Consider the following 16,652-nt stretch of genomic DNA (forward strand, 5'->3'; position numbering starts at 1 on the left):
AAATCTCAGCACGCTGGCCCGCGAATGCATGCTGAAAGATTTCGCTGACGAATCAGCTTATTTTTCAGTGACTTTGAAACCTTTTTCGAAGGCTTTGTCATTGAAGATCAGTTTGATCTGCTCATCGCCGGAAGCTTTAGCGGCTTTGCCTTTGCATCCACCACAGCAGAATTTGACTTCAGTTCCGGATACTTTCACGGACTGAGCAGGATTGACAGGCTTGCCAGCGAAGGGGCATTTGACCTGCTTGGCTTTGCCGGTAGCAACCAGCTGCAGGTTGGCTTTAGCGGCAAACTTCTTGGGGTTTGCTTCGAAAGCTTTTTTGCAGTTGCCACAGCAGAGAGCAACGGTGGTGCCTTTGTAGTCAGCGGTGACGCTGTCTTTGGCGGGCTTACCGGCGACGGGGCAGATAGCTTTAGCATCTGCGGCGAATGCCTGACCTGCAAAAGCGACAACAGCCAGTACGGCGGCGATTGATAATACTTGACGCATGGTTTTCTCCTTAAGGGTAAAAAACAGTTTTGGTTTTTCTTGCTTGAAACGTGACGTATCTTAAAGCGGTGTGCGTTCGGGACTCCTGCAGAAAGCCGTGGGGCCGGTCAGGAGCGCACATCATCAGCATTTACGATGAAATGCGGGGAACGGCACGGGTTGATCCGGCCGGAAACGGGGCGAACTAGATCAACCAGAGGCAGAAATGCGCGCAATGTTCCTCTGCGGAGCAGGGAACTTCGGTAGAGTACAGCTCACGAGATTGAGAAGCGGCCGGGCGTGTCGCCGGGCACAGGGGAGCTGTCAGGTCAATCAGGTCCCAGTTACAACGGAGTTGCTGTGCCAGCTCAACCGATTTGACCGAAGTCGTGGTTGCGGGCTGTGATAAGCTGTGCTGACACTGGCAGCCATTCTGCTGGCAGTTTAGCTGCTTCTGCTCCGCAGGGGCCTGTTTTTCATCGGTTTTCGCAGTTTTACAGCAACAGGATTTGGGCTGCGGCTGTTTTGACTGCTTGTCTGCCTGAGTGCAACAGCAGCAGGAACTGGATTGAGATGTCTGTTTTTCGCCACATTCGCAACCTGAGACTGGGACGGCTGGCAGAGCCAGGGAGCCAATCAAAATCAGAACAAACAGGCGGTGAAACATAGACATTCTCAAACGGTGTTAAATCAGGCAAGGTAATTTCAGGTGTGAAACTACTTCATTTTATTTTTATGAGTTTTATTTCGCAAGTAGAATTTTTCAATTCTTTTTTTCGCTCTTTTCCTGAGATGGCTTTTCAGCGGCTTTCGCGGGATCATTTTCCGGCGCAGCGGGGGCGGTGCGGCCTAAAGCGAGCACATCAGCGTCGTAGAGATGGATTTTGGCGTTGTACATTAATATTTCCATCATTTTCTGTTCGTAGTCGACGCGGATGTCCCGGATATTGGATTCCAGCGGTGCTTTCCAGTCGAGCAGCGTCTTGCCGGTCTGTTTGTCCAGTGCTTTGAGATGAATAATACTGGTGGATCGATTGCCAGTTCGCAGGTAATCGCGCGAGACGAGGAGCGTTATCGGCAGTAGATTCTGTTCGTCGAGGACCAGGTGTTTCTTCTCGAAGTCCTCAGTCCAGATTTGTTTTCCAGTCTGGCGATCAAAGACGGTCAGAGAACCATTCGTGGGAACTGAAGGCACGCTGACTGAGATTGTATTGCGTGCCTGGGAATTGCCGATCAGATAGACGCGGGCACGATCTGCAACAACGTAAAAGTCGTCGTGATTCCCTGTCTGATCCTTGTTGATGGTACCCAGGTCTCGCACCTGACCGTTTCTGAGGTCGACAATTTTCAGCTCCCCTGCGGGAGTGAGTGCTGCGAGGAAATGTTGGCTGCACATGGCGAATTTGGTTTCGCGGTCAAATTCCCGCGTCCAGGGCAGATGTGTTACACCCGGCTGGAAGGCGAAGATCGAAGTCAGGCGGGCATCGCGGATAGGATGCTTAATGTCGCCGGTAGGGATGATGCCGACGAAGTTGGAGCCCCCCTGGTAAATGGCGTGACTCATCAGGCGAATGTTGGCTGGTAGTTCGCGCTCCTGTCCGTCGCTGACGCGGAGGATCTTTTTCACTTCACGATTCCGCGAGACGAGATAGATCTGCCGGTCATCCCCGAGGACCCGGGTATCCTGATCCACGTTTTCATGGGTCCAGCGGATCTGGCCGGTGCGGGTGTCGACAAGAATGATGTTGCGACGACTGTAATAGCAGGTGTAATCGGCGTTCGCAGCGGCAATCATGCCGACGTTGCGAATCACGATTGATGGGTGATGGCGATGAATCAGCGACGATTCGGTTCCCAGCGGGGCGGGCGTCCGGTTGAACATGCTGTTGTAGTGGCGATTGGTCTGTTCCCGTTCGAGCTTCTGGCTCCAGATCAGCTTCCGGTCGACCAGATCGTAGAGGTGGAGCATATCGCGGTGCTGCAGTACCAGGTTGTGGCCCACCAGTTCGCTTTCATTGAAGCTGGAAGAACGGGCCTGCTGCATGGACCGGAGGGGCGTTGACCAGATCATTCGCTTGCTGAAGGTTTCGGTCATAGCCAGCCGATTCTCGCGGGGATCAACGGTCAGGCTATGTGTGCGGAAGAAGGGGAGTGGCGAGTCGAGTATGTCGAGCGTCTGCTCGCGGGTTGAGATATAGCGGCCTGAACCGCCGACAATCAGCTTGAGTTTTTCCGGACGCCAGTTGCTGGACTGCGGTCGCCGTTGTTCGTTGTCACGCAGCGTCTGTAAGGTGGCGACCATGAACTGTTCTACGCTCTGGCGATTGGGTAGACGGAGCTGGGAATCGAGGCCGGCAAGTTCTTCCAGGTAATGCTGTGCGTCGGCGTAGAGTTCGTGTTTCAGGCAGAGTCGAACCATGCCTGCCAGGCCTTCTGCGGTGAGTTCCGGCTGCTGTTGCTGGATCAGGCGAGAGAGCCAGAGTTCAGCGGTGAAGAATTCTTCCGAAGCCAGGGCGCCATCGATGAGCTGTCTCAAAACCGGAATCGAGGCGGCATGAAAACCGAACTGACGCAGGAAACGCTGCTGATCTTCGCTGTCGGCATTCGTGAGTTCCGCTGCACGCTGGCTTAAGTGTTGTGTGAACTGACCTTGTTCCAAATCACTGGCCTGGCTCCAGAGATCTTCCGCCTGCCCGGCGATCCAGCAGTCAATCTGGACTTCAGTATTTTCGTCCTGGAAGAAAGTCTCGGAGGGGGCCTGTCCCAGTTCCTTGAGTAGTGAGAGAGTGCGGGAGAATTCGTGCCGGGCCCGGGCCCGTTCGATGAGCAGACGCTGCAGTTCCAGTCGTTCGCTTTCGGAGCTGACCTGCTGCTGCAGTTCGGTGACCAGTTCATCGTGTTGCTGAAAGTCGGAGCGGATCTGTGCGGTCAGGCAGTGAACCAGCTGGCGATGGAATTTTTTCTGATCTGCGGCAGGGAGCTGGCTGCGGTCGATCTGCTGCAGACGGGACCAGGCGGCCTGGTAACGCTGATTCATGATCAGCGGTTCGGCTTCTTTGAAGAGTGCCAGCGGGCTGGTCGGGTTCTGCTGCTTGATTTTTTGGATCTGATTTTCAAAAGTCTGTTTCTGTTCGTAGCTGACCAGACCGCGGGGGCTCAGGGAAAGGAACTGACCACGATGCACGATCAGATTACCCAGAGGCTGGTGTGTGCTGGCGTTCGAGAGCCGGCTGACGACTTTGCCCGAAGCGACGTCGAAGGTCCAGACCTGTCCGCTCTGCAGGGGGACGTGCAGATGCTGGTCGGCAATCACGGCCTGTCCTGAAGGGGCACCCGCCTGTTTGTCGTAGAGTGTCTGCCAGGAGTTTTTACCTGTTTTGAGGTCGATGGCGGTCACACTGTTCATGCCCACCATCAGCACTTTGCCATCCGCGACGCCGGCCAGGGAGACCATCGCTTCTTTGGCCCGTTTGGTCCAGACCGGCAGGCCTGTGATCAGATCAAGGCAGATCACAGACTGATCATCGGGGGGCGTATAAACGACTTTGCTGTCGATGATAATCGGTGCAGAGGGGCTCCAGCGATGATTGAGGGGGTCGAAGCTGGTCTGTTCGAGGCGGTTGAAGTGCTGGCCGTTCTCATCCGAAGCGGATGAGGTGTAGCGGGTCGACCACAGAATGGAGTGGTTCAACTGTCCGATGGCGGTGACCAGGCCGATGGTGGTCGGGCAGATCAGGATTCCCTGGTCGACGGCAACCGGCGCGATCCACCAGCGGCGGACCATGTCCAGGGCAATGTCCTGTTCGGGGTTACCGATCTGCTGAGACCAGAGTTCTTCACCGGTCTGTGGATTAAGGGCGTAAACCCGAATCTCCCGATCGCGTTCGCCGATGATATAGAGTTCGTTGCCGGAAGGGGTGGGAGCACCGAAGAAGAAGGTTCCCGCGAGGGGCAGGTCGAACGGTTCATCGAATTTGACGCCTCCGACTTTCCAGAGAGGCTGACCGGTTTGCAGGTCGTAGGCGACCAGCTGATTGGACGACCAGAAGTCTTCCTCGAAATCGCCTCGCCGACGGCGGAAGCGGTTCAGATTCCGCGAAGTGCCGCTGGCGCTGAGGTTCAGACGCATGCTTTCCAGAATAAACAGCCGCTCGCCATCGCTGCTTTGGCTGCCCCAGTTGGCGTTGCGGTAGATCAGACTGGTCAGCGGGTGCGCATCGGGATCGGTCCCATTATAAATAGAGAACGGACGCACTTCCGGTGCGGGATCAAAGAGCCGCCGGGCCTCGGGTTCCTGTTGTCCCTTGAGCTGTGCCTTGATGAAGGACTCTTCCGGAGAGTTTTCCAGAGCCGTCTGCCAGAGCGGAGCCCCCGTCGCTGAGTCGAGGACCTGCACTCCTTTCAGGGTGCGAAAGACAATTTTCCCGTCGATGGCCAGGGGGGGCAGTGCTGGTACGGTGGCATGCTCGGAGCTGGCCAGGTCTTCCTGTATCAGATCGAGCTGAGACTGGATTGAATGATTGGAAGTCAGCGGGTAAGACCAGCGGGGAATCAGCAGCGGATCGGCCTGTTGAGCGCGGGCGGCATGACTGGGGGAGCCAAACAGCATGGGCCATTCGTCCAGGGGCTGATTTCCGGTCGAGCCGAGGATCTGTTGTTTTTCGAGCCAGGTCAGCGGTTTTTCGGTGCTGCCTCCGATTTGAATCGGCTGGCTGAGGTCGCTCGCACCGCTGGAAGATGCCATCAGTTGCCGGGCCAGTTCAGAATTGCCCGTCTGTTTCAGAATGTAAGCGGCCTTGGTCTTCCATTGGGGAGATCGGGTCAGGGGGGGCTGGTATTTCAGAAGTCGTTGAACGTATTGCTCAGCCAGTCCGAACTCTTTGCGTTCCATATGATAGGAGATCAGGTAGTTCATCGCCTGGGCCCCGGCAGCGGTGCTGGAGAAGCGGGTGGCGATTTCGGCGAGCTGTTCGGGGGGCGCATTGTTCTGCTGCGCGTCGTTGAACATTTTTTCCGCGAGGGCCGCATATTGGCGTTCGAATTTCGCTTGCTGTTCCTCGGGTAACAGCTCCAGGAGTTCGTAGATCAGTTCCCGGTCGGTGATCAGCCCCCGTTCCCCGGCAATGTGGACCGGCAGATTCAGGCTGTTTTCCAGCATCAGCTGCAGTTTTTCGCGTGCGGCCTCCCACTGCTCGTCCTGCAGTAACTGTTGTACACTTTTGAAGCGGCGTTCCTGTTCGAGGTCCTGCGGGTAACGGTAGTAGTCTGGAGTGCGTTTTTTGTCGGTTTCTTCCTCCTGCATATCTGCAGGCTGCATATCTGCAGGTTTTTTCTTACCAAAGATTCCCTGCAGGATCTGCTTGAGCTGATTCAGAGGTGGATTGGGTTTGGCCTGCTGCGGATCGTTGGGCTGGAAGGGCTGTTCTGCTTTGTCGTCTGCCTGGAGAGCAGGGGCCGATACCAGGAGGAGGCTGGTGATAATGGAAAAAACGATTGTCCGGGTGAGATGGATAAAATGCATGCAGACTGCCTTTGGGGATATCGAGCGAAAGCCCCCTGATTCTGAGATACAGAAGTTACGGGGCAGCTTGAGTTTTCACGCTAATTCCATTCTACAGTCAGATCAGGTTGAGCCAATACGGAATCTCTCCGATTCGAACATGAGTAGCTGAGTTTTTCTGGTGAATCAGGGGAATTCCGGGGTGGTCTGGTTGATCTTTTGTGGTGGTGTTGTGTATACTTTCGGGCAATCCTGAAGCAGGTCGTGATGTCAGGCCGGGCGTTTCCCGTCAATCAATTCCTGAAAATCAGGCTGTCTTGTGACTTTCAACCAAGATAGAGGGGGTGTTCGGTTGCAGATTTGTAAGCGGGAAGTTATTTTTGCACGCTTCAACTATAACGATCTGGTGAGAGACCAGCTGATGTAGTCGGCTGGACCCGCTGATTTTGTCTCCGGGGAGACCGGTTGGAATTGTCCTTTTCGGCCTGTTTTGAGGCCGATTTCGATCTCCGGTTCCACTGCGGAAGCCCTTTGAGACAACGATAATATTACTGTATTCACGATATCGTGTCGGATTTATCGATTCAAAGTCTTTAATGGACGAGTGGTTCGACGAGATGTGTCGAGTCACTCTTCGAGGAATGTTGGGAAATGTCAGACGATTTTGTATTGCAGCGAATCAGTGCCTCCAAACGGGAAAAACTGGGATCCATTGAAAGCCGTCGCATCCGTCGTGCAGGGCGTATTCCTGCTGTCGTGTACGGACATGAGCTGGAGCCTGCCCATATCAGTGTCGACGATCACGATCTGCGTGATCTGATCAAGAACCGGGAACGGGTTTTTGAAATCGACGTGGATGGTAAAGTCGAAGAGACGATTCTGCGTGATCTGCAGTGGGACACCTTTGGCACCTATATTCTGCATGTCGACCTGGTGCGGATCAACGCATCCGAGCGGGTGACTGTCGAAGTTCCTGTCACCCTGCGTGGTACTTCCCCTGGTGCCCTCGATGGTGGCGTGCTGGAACAGCCTCTGCACACACTGGAACTGGACTGCCTGGCTCACAGCATCCCGGACAGCATTCCTGTGCGAATCAACTCGCTGGAAATTGGCGATGCGATTCACGTCAGCGATATCGAAGTCCCTCGTGGAGCCAAGATCCACAACGAAGCAGAACAGGTTGTGGTTCACGTTCTGCCTCCGCAGGGCGTTCCTGAACCCGGGGCGCAAGAAGACGAAGGTCCTGACGCTCCTGAAGTTATTGGGGAATCCGAATCAGAAGAAGCAACCGAAGAATAGTTGTCCCTGGTTCAATCGCGATCAAGTAATCAGTTGTTAAGAACCTGACGGGTGGCGTTGTGAAAGTGGTCGTAGGACTGGGGAATCCCGGTAGACAATACGAGCGAACACGTCACAATATCGGGTTTGACGTTTTGTCTCAGCTGGCAGACTGGCACGGTGTTGCCGGGTTCAAAAGTCAGTTTGAGGCGCTCGTCGGTGAGTTTTCGCTGGGGGGTGACAAGGTGTTACTCGTTGCCCCGCAGACATTTATGAATTTAAGTGGTCGCAGCGTTGCTGCTGTGACGAAGTTTTACAAACTGCCTGCCAGTGATGTCATGGTGGTTTGTGATGATATGAACCTGCCTCTGGGGCGGCTCCGATTACGGGGATCCGGCTCGGCGGGAGGCCAAAAAGGTTTACAGGACATTCTCCAGAAACTGGGGACCCAGGATGTGCCACGCCTGAGAATGGGAGTGGGACGACCTCCGGCCGGGTTTGCGGTAGCGGATTATGTTTTAAGTCGATTTCGGGATCACGAATCCGATTCGGTTTCGCAGGCGGTACAAAACGCGGCCCGCGGGGTTGAATGCTGGGTCGAACAGGGCCTGGAAATCGCCATGAATCAGGTGAATGCACCTGAATGAATCACGGACCCTGGTTTTTGTGAAAACCGGTGGTCAAAACAAAATAGAGTCTGATCGTCAATCTGGCCTTGGGGCCAAATTATTCCGGGAGAACAGTCTTGTCTGTAGCAGAGAAAAAAGCGGTTATGGTTAATTACGAAGGTATGTTCCTGCTGGACAGCAGCAAATTTGCTGCAGATCACGAAGGAACCATTGCACACGTTCTGGAAATTCTGTCAAAAGCCGGTGCCGAAGTCGTAGCCCACCGTCCCTGGCAGGATGGTAAGCTGGCTTACGAAATCGACGGCCACATGAAAGGTCTGCACTACCTGGTGTATTTCACCATGCCTGGTAGCGGAATGGATGTGATTACCCGTTCCTGTCACCTGAGCGACATTGTGATTCGCCAGATGGTCATCAAGCAGCCTCAGACACTGTTTGATGCCATGGTATCAGCCATCGATCCATCGGCTGCACCAGATGCCGTTGGCGAAGGTAGTAGTGATGACAGTGTCGACTACGATGCACTCAACGACGACGATGACGACGATAGCGACAGCGACAGCTAAGACGTCTGCATCTGGAGCCTGGAGCTGAAGAGCGTTTCAGGAAAGTTACCCGAATTAAGTCATTCAAATTCACGGAGGCCGTTGATGGCCAGTTTCAACAAAGTCATCCTGGTAGGAAATCTGACTCGCGATCCGCAGGTGCGATACACGCCCGGAGGAAGTGCGGTTGCGGAAATTGGTCTGGCAGTGAACCGAAGCTGGTTTGATAAGAATTCCAATTCCCGGAAGGAAGAAACAACGTTTGTGGATGTGACCCTGTGGGGACGCACTGCAGAAGTTGCGAGCGAATATCTGACCAAGGGGCGTTCGGTACTGATCGAAGGGCGTTTACAGCTGGATCAGTGGGATGACAAAGAATCGGGCCAGAAACGCAGCAAGCTGAAAGTGGTTGGCGAAAACATGACCATGCTCGGCGGACGAGGCGATGGCCCCGGAGGCGGTGGCGGTCCCAGCGGTGGCGGCGGTGGCGGTGGCAGTTATGGCAGCCGTGGCGGTTCCTCGCAGGGTGGTGGTTCATCCAGCCCGGCAGATTCCTTTTACGATTCACCAGGTGGAATGCCCGATGACGACGTGCCTTTCTAGGTGAAGGCCGTTTCAACGGAGCAGCACAACGAGTCAATTTTTATTCAAAACGATAGTAAAAACTGAAAATTACGGAAGTGATTGATAATGGTTCGCAAACAACGTAGCACCTCTGTGGTCGGTAGTTCCAAGTCATCTATCGAGGTTTTGCTGGCAGAAAATGTCGATAACCTCGGTGTGCAGGGTGACATTGTGCGGGTCAAGCCCGGCTATGCCCGTAACTTCCTGCTGCCTTACGGCATGGCCACCATTGCCACTGAGCACAACAAGCGGATGGTGACACAGCACCAGAAGAAAGTGGCCGAGCTGGAAAAAGAGTATCTCAAATCGCTCAAGGGACTGGCAGACAAAGTCAGCAAGCACAGCGTCACCATGGAAGCCAACGCCAACGAAGAAGGTCACCTGTATGGTTCGATCGTGGCTGTTGACATCAGCAAGTCCCTCAAGGAGAGCGGCTTCGAAGTCGATGCCGAAGCGATTCGCCTGGAAGGTCCGCTGAAAGAGCTGGGTATGTATACCGTTAAGCTGCAGCTGCACGAAAAGGTGAAGACCGAAGTCAAAGTCTGGGTCGTACCGACTGCAGAAAAAGGCTAACCCGCTCTGGCAGCTGGGCTGTCGAACAGTGTCATAAAAAACGAAGAGGTCCGGTTATTGCCGGACCTCTTTTGTTGTTATATGATGACGCCTGCAACACGACGTGCATGCACCCGGAGCTGAGTGGGGGCTGCGTCGTGTGTTTTCATTTCATTGAGTCAAACGTTCCAGGGGATGGTCATGTCAGTTGCGGGCAAGGGAAATTTTCGCCGTCCAAAACAGGAGTCTGTGGAAGAGCTGTTCGGTAAAGTGCCGCCACAGAACCTGGATGCAGAGAAAGCCGTGCTGGGCAGTATTCTGCTCGACAACGTGGTCATCGATGACCTCGTGCAGATTGTCAAAACCAACCATTTCTATAGCGATAAAAACGCGCGGATCTTTGCTGCGATCCTGCGTTTGCACGATGCCGGCGTCCGCGGGATTGACGCGGTGACGGTAGCCGAAGAGCTCGACTCCAAGGGAGAACTGGACGAGGCCGGCAATGTGATGTACCTGCACGAGATCCTGGAGAGCGTCCCTCACGCGGCGCATGCGGAATACTATGCGAACATCGTGCGGGACAAGTCGGTCCAGCGGGAACTGATTCACTCGTGTACCGAAATCATTCGGGAAAGCTATTCGCCGCAGGGCGACACTCTGGAAGTGTTAAACAAGGCCGAGCAGAGTATCTTCAGTATTCTCGAATCGCAGGGAGAAGGGGATAAGATCGACATCAAGGACATCCTGATGGATGCCTTCGACCGGATCCATGAGCGAACCCAGAAAGAGGGATCGCTGACCGGAACCACGACCGGGTTCGTCGATCTGGACGAACAGATCAACGGTTTTCAGCCTTCCGAATTGATTGTCCTGGCGGCCCGTCCTTCGATGGGGAAGACCGCGCTGGTCTGTAACTTCGCGGAAGCCGCCGCCGACGAGGGGGGCGTGGCGACGATCATCTTCTCTCTGGAACAGTCAAAGCTGGAACTGGCAGAGCGTCTGTTGTGTATCCGCTCGGGCGTGAACGGTCACTCGCTGCGTGCCGGGGACCTGGAAGAAGACGAGCGGCACCGGTTGCTGGAGGCTTCTTCCCAGATCAGCGAGATGCCTCTGTTTATCGATGACAAGCCGGGGCGTACGATTCAGGAAATCAGTGCGATTTGCCGGCGTTTGAAGCGGTTGAGCAACCTGGGGCTGATCATCATCGATTACCTGCAGCTGATTGAACCGGAAGACAAGACGATGCCCCGTGAGCAGCAGATCGCGGGGATCACGCGACGACTGAAGGGGCTGTGTAAGGAATTGAATGTGCCGACGATCGCCCTGGCCCAGTTGAACCGCGGTGTGGAGTTGCGTGAAGACAAGCGTCCGCGTCTGGCTGACTTGCGAGAAAGTGGAGCGATCGAACAGGACGCCGACCTGATCATGTTCCTGCACCGTCCGGACGCTTATGATCCGGAAGACCATCCGGGGCTGGCAGAGGTGGTTGTGGCCAAGCACCGTAGTGGTCCGACCGGGATTGTAAACCTGACGTGGCTCCGTGAATCGATGCGGTTCGGCAACTACACGAACCTGGATATCCCTGAAGGGGGCTACATGGGAGATGATGGCGGAGGCGGCGGATTCGGTTAAACGCGCCTGGCTGCCACCGGTAATTCTGAAAACTGGGGAGGAGATGAAATGCGATCGACCTCTGAGTTGAAGTTGCGTGGCGTGGTGAAGTTTCTGGTGCTGTTGACGATCAGCGTTGCTGCTGTTTCCAGGATGCAGCCTGCTTTCCCGGCAGAAGAGTCTGATACGCAGGCGCTGCCCGGAAAGATTGAGCCGCCGTTTGCCTGGAACCGGACCGATAAGTATGTGCCTCCCGATTTCGAAGCGTTTTTCCCGGATGACAAGGCAGCGGGCGCGCAGCTGGATCAGCTGGTCGACGGCAAGTTGAAGATCAACAGTATCGATGAGCGTCTGGCTTTGATTCGGCGTGGGCTACGGAACTGTTCGCGACATCGGACCACACTGCTGGGGCAGGTGGGGAACCAGTATATCTGGAATCGGAAAGCGCAAGATCCCCGGGCGATCGAACTCATGTATCACGCGAGTGTCAGTGACCTTCCCGGTGTTGCGCACTCTGCACTCTATCACGGCCCAATGGTGGTGTCGGATCGTTCGGCAAATCTGGTACGGATGCTGATGGAGCAATATCCTCAGCTGCCCTGGCATGTGAAGCACCGCATTGCCTGGGGGATGCAGACCTATGGCGACAAGGAGCAGACGCGAAAGCTGCTGTCAGGGCTACTGGATGATCACAGTCAGTTGAACGATCTGACGGTGGGAGCGACACTGGAGACCTGGCAGGCGGTGTTTGAGACCGATCCGCCTGGGTTAGAGCGGTTTGATGATCTGGGCCTGTGGATCATTGCTTTTCATCGGCCTGATGTTTCCGCGACACATCCCCGGGCTGCGGAGATTTTGCGGAAAATGGTGATGAAACCATTCGGGGCTCGGCAGGATGCGGTACTGGCCTTTCTCACCCGGGTCGATGAGGGATACGAGACAGCCATCGTGCTGGTGAAGGGGTTGAAGAACCGTCGACTGCTGGAAAATATCATTTCGAAGCGAATGCACCTTGAGCTGGACTGCAATGAGCTGTTCACGGCGTTGGTGTTACAGACGCGACGGCTGAATGAACTGGCTCACTTCCTGCCTGAGGGAAGTCGCCGGAGTTATCTGCCTGACTACACGCGTCCGCCCGTGGATGCGAATTATGCGTATGCGGCGTCGGAATATGTGGCCCCTGATTATGAGGTCTATTTCGCGGATGATCCGGCAGCAGGCAAGCAGCTGGATGATGTCTATGCGAAACGGGATCAGTTGAAAATGACTGATGCGGAACTGCTGGAACTGTTTCGTCAGGGGCTGCGGCATTCGAAGCATTCACCCAATGTCATGATTGGCTGGTTTTCTCAGTCAATGGGTTGGCCGCGCGATCCTCGATTGACGGAGATCTTATATCAGACGCTCGATCCGAAAGGACCGCCGGGAGTGCGCAAAGCAGCACTCTATTATGGCTTTGGCCTGGGGACGAAGAAGACGAAGAATGTGCTGCGGGCGTTGTATCACGTCTATATGGCGCCCCCCTTTGATGCCACGACCAATCACAATATGCGCACGCGGATTCTATGGGGGGTGCGTGATCATGAGGATGATAAGTATTACCTGTCGACACTGTTCGCCGAGGCATTAAGAGAACACGAGCAGTTGACGGAAGTTGCATTGGAGCAGGCAGTCAGTGCTTACCGTCAGTTGACTGGTGGAGAGCCTCCGAATCTGGAGGAATATGCAAAGCGTGGGGTTTATGTTGTGATGTTCGGCAACGAGGCAGCGAGTACCATAGCTGCCTCTAAAGCATACGTGGCCGAGAGACTGGGGGATTCAGAGCGTATACTCGAGGCGAAACATCTGGATGAAGACAGTAACATCAGTGTGATCATGCTGGTGCGCGGGAGCGCAGGGATGGACTGGCTGATTAAAAAGCTGCAGGCTCCGCCAAAGCTGCCGATCTACTTTGCGGGGCTGTTAACGCCGCAACTCATTGAGCAGAGCAAGCCTCTTAAAGGCTTTGAAAAATATCTTCCCGCGGAGGGACCACGGGAAGAGTAGCCTGAAGGCGGTTATTCTTCTTCGTCTTCCGCTGCAGCATCGGGGGCGAAGCCGCGACGCATGGTGTTTTCGGTGACGTTGACCGGGACGAGGAACTGCAGCAGATAGTCGGGGCCGCCAGTCTTGCTGCCGATGCCGGACATCTTGAAGCCGCCGAACGGGTGGCGTTCGACCATGGCGCCGGTGATGTTCCGGTTGAGGTAGATGTTGCCGGCTACGATTTCCATGCGTGCCTTGTTCAAGTGGGCGGGGCTGCGACTGAAGACGCCTGCCGTGAGGGCATAGGGTGTATCGTTGGCGATGGTGATCGCTTCGTCAAAGTCGTCTGCCTTGATGACGGCGAGGACGGGGCCGAAGATTTCTTCCTGGGCGATCTGGCAGGTGGAATCGACGTCAGTGAAGATGTGCGGGCCTACATAGTAACCTTCGTCTTCCAGGTCGGAGGTGTCACAGGCCAGGGCCAGGGTGGCTTCTTCTTTGCCGATTTCGATGTATTCCAGAATCCGCTGATGGGCTTCTTCATCGATAACGGGACCAACGACGGTGCCGGGATCTTCGGCGGGGCCAATCTTGAGGGCCCTGGTGGCTTCGACCAGGCGGCTGACGAAGGTGTCGTGAATCGATTCGAGTACGATGACGCGGGAGCAGGCCGAGCATTTCTGGCCGGCGTAGTTGAAGGCGGAGTGGATTACACCCAGTACCGCTTCATCGAGGTCGGCATCGTCGTCGACGATGATGGCGTTCTTGCCGCCCATTTCCGCGATGACCCGTTTGACCATCTTCTGGCGGGTGTCGGTATCGGAGGCAGATTCGTTGATCGCCAGGCCGACATCGCGTGAGCCGGTGAAGGTAATCATTTCCACGTCGGGGCTGCCGACGAGTTCGGGGCCGACTTCTTCACCGATGCCGGGCAGGAAGTTGACAACGCCATCGGGGATGCCTGATTCGTGGATCACGTCCATCAGTTTGGCGGCGACGATCGACGATTGTTCGGCCGGTTTCATGACGACCGTGTTGCCTGTGACCAGCGAAGCGACAGTCATGCCGGTCAGAATCGCGAGTGGGAAGTTCCAGGGGGCGATGACAGCCACGGTGCCGCGGGGACGATAGAAGTAGACGTTCTCTTCACCGGGGACATCACAGTGCAGCGGATGAGCCAGGCGGCGCATCTGGTTGGCGTAGTACATGCAGAAGTCGATGGCTTCGACGACATCACCGTCGGCTTCTTCCCAGGGTTTACCGCATTCAAAGACGATCCAGGCGGCCAGCTCAAAACGGCGGCGACGCATGTTGGCGGCGATCAGTTCCAGGTATTCGGCGCGGTACTGGGGTTCGGTACGCGACCAGGCAGGGAAGGCACGCCGGGCGGCATCGATGGCGTCGATGGCGTCGTCCGCAGAGGCGGAGGAGACGGTTCCCAGTGAGTCGGATTTGTGAGAAGGGTTCCGCGAAGTGATCGTGGCTTTGGTGTCGATCGCGCGGCCGTTGATCAGCAGCGGGTATTCTTTACCGAACTGGTCTTCGACTTCTTCCAGGGCCGCCTGCATTTTCGTGCGGGATTCTTCGAGGCTGAAATCGGTGAGCGGTTCATTCTGGAAGCCGTCGTCTTCTGCCTGTTTCTGTTGGGTGGCGGTTTTCGCATGTTCGGACGGGTTCATCATCAGGGTCTCCAGGTTGACGTGCTCGGTAAAGCTTTGTCGAAGGAATGAATCGTTAGAGGTGTTTTCCAGCAGGCGGCGGACGAGGTAAGCCATGCCGGGAATCAGTTCGCCGAACGGCGTGTAAATGCGGACGCGATGCCCCATCTCCGCAAAGACCTGGGCCTGTTCCTTGCCCATGCCATACAGCATCTGAATTTCATAAGCGGAAGGGGGAATGTCCAGTTCGTGGGCCGCGGCGATGGCGTGCGCCAGGCTGCGGAGGTTATGACTGCCAAAGGCAGGTCGGAGCCACTGATGGTTTTCCAGCAGGACCTTGGTCAGTTTTTCGAAGTTGGCGTCCGATTCCCATTTCTGCTGGAACACGGGGATCGGCCAGTTGCGGTAGCCGGAAACAATGGTTTCGTAGTCCCAGTAGGCGCCTTTGACGAGGCGGATCCAGATCGGTGTTTTGCGTTTCTTAGTCCACTTGAGCAGGTCCTGCAGATCCTGTTCGGCGGCCGGCTGGTAAGCCTGAATCACGATGCCGACGTTGTCGAAATCGCGGAATTCTTTTTCCATCAGCGTCTGTTTGAAAATTTCCAGCGTCAGTGGTTTGTAGGAGTTCTGCTCCATGTCGACGTGCAGGTAGGCATCGTACTTCATCGCGTGTCGGAGTAGTTTCCGCAGGCGGGGCTGGACGACGGCCATCGTGCCGACCGGATCGGTGGGCTTGAACTGGCTGCACAGGGCAGAGAGCTTGATGGACACATTGGTGCGGGGCAGGTGTCCCTGGCTGTCCCAGTCGATCTGAACATTTTCGGACCATTTCCGCACGCGGGGGGCGAGTCCAGAGATCAGATCCAGGTAGGACTGCAGATATGCTTCGGCTTCGACTTCGCTGATGACCGCTTCGCCCAGCAGGTCGAGGGTGAAGGCGAAGTTCTCGCTGCGGAGGCGGTCGACGGTGTAGTGGATTTCTTCGACAGAGGAACCCGCGATGAAGCGGCTGGCCATGCGGCGGGCATTGGAGCGGGCGTTCAGGGCCAGGGCACGTCCGAGGACGGAATTCGGTTGCGAAAGTTCCAGACCGATGCGGGCTGCCCAGGGGAGATGCTTGCGGACATCTTCAAAATATTCCTGCAGGTGCCGGACGATAGACTCGTGCGAGCGGAGCATGGGAAGCACGTCGACAAAGCGGAACATCTGCACTTTGACGGATTCGTCGGCCATCGCCCAGGAGAGGATGCGATCGTCCCACCAGCGTTTTTCGAACATGGTCGGCTCGCGCCGTTCCAGGTGCCCCCAGATCTGCTCACCGAGATCCCGGGTGCGCTGTTCGATTTGTTGATTCAGATCGGAAGACGATTTTTTACGTGCCACTATAAATAACCTGCCTCTGAGTGCTCGAGGCACTATCTCTGGTAGATGGAATTTGTTTCAGAGACCATTGGCTGAGGGTGTTTTTCCGGATTGCGGGTCCAGATTGATGACATCCTGTCAGCAATACTCTTACGTCAACGGTGCCTGCGACGTTGGAGCCGCCGGAACTGTTCACTGCGAAGCAGGTTAACAAATCCGCAAAGGCGTGGTAAGTGTGTCGGGTCGCTCAATCGGAACTTTTCTCTGCTGGCGGACGGGAATCGGGCTTGTCAGACCGGCCTGAGACTTTATTCTAAAGGAAATTATAAAAATGGGAAATCGGGCGGCTGTTCGTCTTTGGTTGCATTGATGTTAAATGACCTGTGACTGATAATAG

Annotated in this window: 11 protein-coding genes; 7 read left to right on the top strand and 4 right to left on the bottom strand. The window is 55.5% G+C overall.

Going from position 1 to position 16,652, the window contains the following annotated elements:
• Nucleotides 1-57 precede the first annotated feature (57 nt).
• The 3 genes from RID21_RS24345 to RID21_RS24355 form a co-directional block, all read right to left on the bottom strand.
• Nucleotides 58-492 (bottom strand): hypothetical protein, encoded by a 435-nt coding sequence (locus RID21_RS24345; RefSeq protein ID WP_350193434.1) that lies wholly within the window; start codon nt 490-492, stop codon nt 58-60.
• A 184-nt stretch (nt 493-676) separates the two neighbouring features.
• Nucleotides 677-1,138, bottom strand: a complete 462-nt coding sequence (locus RID21_RS24350; RefSeq protein ID WP_350193436.1) for a hypothetical protein — start codon at nt 1,136-1,138, stop codon at nt 677-679.
• Between the two features lie 96 nt (nt 1,139-1,234).
• Complete coding sequence (locus RID21_RS24355) at nt 1,235-5,992, bottom strand: outer membrane protein assembly factor BamB family protein (protein WP_350193438.1); 4,758 nt, start codon at nt 5,990-5,992, stop codon at nt 1,235-1,237.
• 630 nt (nt 5,993-6,622) lie between these two features.
• On the opposite strand from RID21_RS24355, the gene RID21_RS24360 reads away from it, so the two are divergent.
• The 7 genes from RID21_RS24360 (at nt 6,623) to RID21_RS24390 (ending at nt 13,256) form a co-directional block, all read left to right on the top strand.
• Complete coding sequence (locus RID21_RS24360) at nt 6,623-7,270, top strand: 50S ribosomal protein L25 (RefSeq protein WP_350193440.1); 648 nt, start codon at nt 6,623-6,625, stop codon at nt 7,268-7,270.
• A 59-nt stretch (nt 7,271-7,329) separates the two neighbouring features.
• Complete coding sequence (gene pth, locus RID21_RS24365; protein ID WP_145037626.1) at nt 7,330-7,896, top strand: aminoacyl-tRNA hydrolase; 567 nt, start codon at nt 7,330-7,332, stop codon at nt 7,894-7,896.
• A gap of 125 nt (nt 7,897-8,021) precedes the next feature.
• Nucleotides 8,022-8,444 carry a 30S ribosomal protein S6 gene (rpsF, locus tag RID21_RS24370; protein WP_350193442.1) on the top strand — a complete coding sequence of 141 codons (423 nt, stop codon included), beginning with the start codon at nt 8,022-8,024 and terminating at the stop codon, nt 8,442-8,444.
• A gap of 84 nt (nt 8,445-8,528) precedes the next feature.
• A complete protein-coding gene (gene ssb, locus RID21_RS24375) occupies nt 8,529-9,026 on the top strand; it encodes a single-stranded DNA-binding protein (protein ID WP_350193444.1) in 498 nt (165 codons plus the stop codon).
• A gap of 87 nt (nt 9,027-9,113) precedes the next feature.
• On the top strand, nt 9,114-9,620 hold the full coding sequence (gene rplI / locus RID21_RS24380; RefSeq protein ID WP_350193446.1) for a 50S ribosomal protein L9: 507 nt from the start codon (nt 9,114-9,116) through the stop codon (nt 9,618-9,620).
• A 180-nt stretch (nt 9,621-9,800) separates the two neighbouring features.
• The gene (gene dnaB / locus RID21_RS24385; protein ID WP_350193448.1) at nt 9,801-11,231 is read left to right on the top strand and encodes a replicative DNA helicase; all 1,431 of its coding nucleotides are present in this window, start codon (nt 9,801-9,803) and stop codon (nt 11,229-11,231) included.
• Nucleotides 11,232-11,279: 48 nt separating this feature from the next.
• The gene (locus RID21_RS24390; protein ID WP_350193450.1) at nt 11,280-13,256 is read left to right on the top strand and encodes a hypothetical protein; all 1,977 of its coding nucleotides are present in this window, start codon (nt 11,280-11,282) and stop codon (nt 13,254-13,256) included.
• An 11-nt stretch (nt 13,257-13,267) separates the two neighbouring features.
• Here the strand turns inward: RID21_RS24390 and pruA are convergent, their stop codons facing one another.
• Entirely contained in the window at nt 13,268-16,276 is a 3,009-nt protein-coding gene (gene pruA / locus RID21_RS24395; protein WP_350193452.1) for an L-glutamate gamma-semialdehyde dehydrogenase, read from the bottom strand.
• Nucleotides 16,277-16,652 lie beyond the last annotated feature (376 nt).

The sequence above is a fragment of the Gimesia sp. genome, from assembly GCF_040219335.1.
In the GTDB taxonomy this organism is placed as follows: Bacteria; Planctomycetota; Planctomycetia; order Planctomycetales; family Planctomycetaceae; genus Gimesia.

Bases quoted from the DNA above. Each gene is read 5' to 3' on its own strand.
- ssb (WP_350193444.1), top strand. From the start codon at position 8,529: ATGGCCAGTTTCAACAAAGTCATCCTGGTAGGAAATCTGACTCGCGAT.
- rplI (WP_350193446.1), top strand. From the start codon at position 9,114: ATGGTTCGCAAACAACGTAGCACCTCTGTGGTCGGTAGTTCCAAGTCA.
- RID21_RS24350 (WP_350193436.1), bottom strand. From the start codon at position 1,138: ATGTTTCACCGCCTGTTTGTTCTGATTTTGATTGGCTCCCTGGCTCTG.
- RID21_RS24355 (WP_350193438.1), bottom strand. From the start codon at position 5,992: ATGCATTTTATCCATCTCACCCGGACAATCGTTTTTTCCATTATCACC.
- RID21_RS24360 (WP_350193440.1), top strand. From the start codon at position 6,623: ATGTCAGACGATTTTGTATTGCAGCGAATCAGTGCCTCCAAACGGGAA.
- rpsF (WP_350193442.1), top strand. From the start codon at position 8,022: ATGGTTAATTACGAAGGTATGTTCCTGCTGGACAGCAGCAAATTTGCT.
- RID21_RS24345 (WP_350193434.1), bottom strand. From the start codon at position 492: ATGCGTCAAGTATTATCAATCGCCGCCGTACTGGCTGTTGTCGCTTTT.
- RID21_RS24390 (WP_350193450.1), top strand. From the start codon at position 11,280: ATGCGATCGACCTCTGAGTTGAAGTTGCGTGGCGTGGTGAAGTTTCTG.
- dnaB (WP_350193448.1), top strand. From the start codon at position 9,801: ATGTCAGTTGCGGGCAAGGGAAATTTTCGCCGTCCAAAACAGGAGTCT.